Genomic DNA, 2940 nt, shown 5'->3' with positions numbered 1-2940 from the left:
CACCCGGACCCCGCCGCCCTAGACCCCGACCGCACCTTCAAAGACCTCGGCATCGACTCGCTGACCGCACTCGAATTGCGCAACGCGCTAAGCCAACACACCGGCCTGACCCTGCCCGCCACCGTGATCTTCGACCACCCCACCCCCAGCGCGCTGGCCCAACACCTCACCCAAGGACTCTTCAGTAACGGTGAGGACAAACCGGCGCGGAACGCACCGGAAACCGAAATTCAGCGTCTCATCGCAACCATTCCCGAAAAGGAACTCATTGAGAACGGGATCCTGGACATGCTTCGCGACATGGCGAACAACAGACGATCCTCGGCTCCTAGCCGTAGTAAAGAGGATCTCTTGACAATGGCTCGCGATGAGCTCATCAGCATGGCTCTATACGACGAGACCGATGATGAGTAGGCCGAGAACAAATGAGTGAAATCGACGACCTCACCGAAGCTCTCCGTCGCTCACTGATACGGATCGAGCAGCTGAAGCTGCAGAACAAGAACCTACTGGCGAGGTCCTCGGAGCCAATCGCGGTCGTCGGGATGGGATGCCGGTTTCCCGGTGGCGTGGATTCGGCGGCGGATTTGTGGGAGATGGTCAGCAGCGGCACCGACGTGATGTCGACTTTTCCGACAGATCGTGGCTGGGATCTGGCGGAGTTGTTTGATCCTGATCCCGACGCTGTGGGTAAGACCTACACCCGTCACGGCGCGTTCTTGGCGGATGCGGCCGGTTTTGACGCGGGGTTTTTCGGCATCTCTGCGCGTGAAGCCCGGGCCATCGATCCTCAGCATCGGCTGTTGTTGGAGGTGTGTTGGGAAGCGTTGGAACACGCAGGGATCGACCCGTCGGGGTTGGTGGGCTCTGATACCGGGGTGTTCGCCGGGACCTGGGCGCAGTCCTACGGCGACGCCAACTCTGATGGCGTAGAGGGCTATGCGATGACCGGCGGGGCCACCAGTGTGGCCTCGGGGCGGGTGGCGTATGCGTTGGGGTTGCAGGGCCCGGCGATCACGGTGGACAGCGCGTGCTCGTCGTCGTTGGTCGCCGCTCATTTGGCGTGTCAATCCCTGCGCAGTGGCGAATCCAGTCTGGCGCTGGCCGGTGGTGTGACGATCATGACCACCCCGCTGATATTCACCGAGTTCGCCCGTCAGCGTGGGTTGGCCGTGGATGGGCGGTGTAAGTCGTTTGCCGCCGCCGCCGATGGGACTGGGTGGGGTGAGGGTGCCGCGGTGGTGGTGCTGGAGCGTCTCAGTGATGCCCGTCGCCACCAGCATCCGGTGCTGGCGGTCATCGCGGGTTCGGCAGTCAATCAAGATGGCGCCTCCAACGGGCTGACCGCCCCCAACGGGCTGGCCCAGCAGCGTGTCATCGCTCAAGCCGTCGCCAACGCCGGGATCACGCTCGACCAAGTCGACGTGGTCGAGGCTCACGGCACCGGCACCACGCTGGGCGACCCGATCGAAGCCGACGCGCTGATCGCCACCTATGGCGCACAACGTGATTCGGATCATCCGTTGTGGCTGGGATCGATCAAATCCAACCTGGGTCATACCCAAGCCGCCGCCGGAGCCGCGGGGCTGATCAAGATGATCACCGCGTTGCAGCACGAGACGTTGCCGCCCACCCTGCATGTGGATCGTCCTACCCCGCACGTGGACTGGTCGGCCGGCACGGTCCGGCTGCTCACCGAACCCATCAGCTGGCCGGTGACCGATCACCCCAGAACCGCGGCGGTGTCGTCGTTCGGTATCAGCGGCACCAACGCCCACGTGATCGTCCAACAAGCCCCCGCCGCACCAACGCCATCACCTAGCCCGAAAGCTGTTCCTGCGCTGCGGATATGGCCGATCTCCGCGCGTACGCCTGCGGCTTTGGCCGCTACGGCCGAGCGCCTGCACCAACACCTGACCGAGCACCCCGACCTCGATCTGACCGAGGTGGCTTACAGCCTGGCGACCACCCGCACCCACCATCCCCACCGGGCGGCGATCACCGCACCCGCGGCCAGCGACGACCCCCGTCAGGATCTACTCACAGCCTTGGACGCGCTGCGCACCGGGCTTCCCCACCCCCGCCTCACCGGCCATCACCTGGCCCACCAGGCCGCCAAACTCGTGTTCGTCCTGCCCGGCCAAGGCGCCCAATACCCCGCCATGGGCGCAGATCTTTACGCTCAGCACCGCGTCTTCGCCGAGACCCTCGACGAGGTCTGCGCGGCCCTGGATCCCCACCTCGATGTCTGCCTACGCGAGGTCCTCTTCGCCGCCCCCGACAGCGCATTGGCAGACCTGCTTCACCAGACTGCCTACGCTCAACCCGCGTTGTTCGCCTTCGGCGTGGCCATGCACGCCGCGTTGATCTCCGCCGGTATCACCCCGGACTGTCTGCTGGGCCACTCCATCGGCGAACTGACCGCCGCCTACATCGCTGGGGTGTTCTCGCTATCTGACGCCGCGGCGCTGGTCAGCGCTCGAGGTCGACTCATGCAAGCCTGCGCCCCAGGGGCGATGCTGGCCATCCAAGCCAGCGAACACGACATTTCGGCGTTACTGGACCAATACCCAGGCTCTGCTTTAGCGGCAGTCAACAGCCCCACCTCAGTCGTCGTCGCGGGGCCCTTCGACCAACTTGACCGACTGCGCGACCACTGCGCCGCCCAGCACTACAAAGTCACCCAGCTAAAGGTCAGCCATGCGTTCCATTCCCCTGCTATGGACCCGGCCTTGCCCGAATTCGAGGCCATCGCCGCTGGTCTGACTTTCGGTCCGCCTCGGCTGCCGGTTCTGTCCAACCTCACCGGACAACTGGTAACCCCCGATCAACTCACCTCGCCGCACTACTGGACCCGACACCTGCGCCACACGGTGCGCTTCGCCGACTGCGTGACCGGGCTGCTGGCCCAGGGTCCGCAGACGTTCCTCGAGTTGTCCC

Annotated in this window: 2 protein-coding genes; both read left to right on the top strand. The window is 64.8% G+C overall.

What is annotated here, in order from left to right; translation table 11 throughout:
• Window positions 1-414: acyl carrier protein (locus BST12_RS28600; RefSeq protein ID WP_170062229.1), on the top strand; the 414-nt coding region annotated here is incomplete at its 5' end.
• Between the two features lie 11 nt (window positions 415-425).
• On the top strand, window positions 426-2940 hold a 2515-nt coding region (locus BST12_RS28595; protein WP_139802030.1), incomplete at its 3' end, for a type I polyketide synthase.

The organism is Mycobacterium angelicum (assembly GCF_002086155.1).
In the GTDB taxonomy this organism is placed as follows: domain Bacteria; phylum Actinomycetota; class Actinomycetes; order Mycobacteriales; family Mycobacteriaceae; genus Mycobacterium; species Mycobacterium angelicum.
This window is presented reverse-complemented; position numbering and strand designations above follow the sequence as displayed.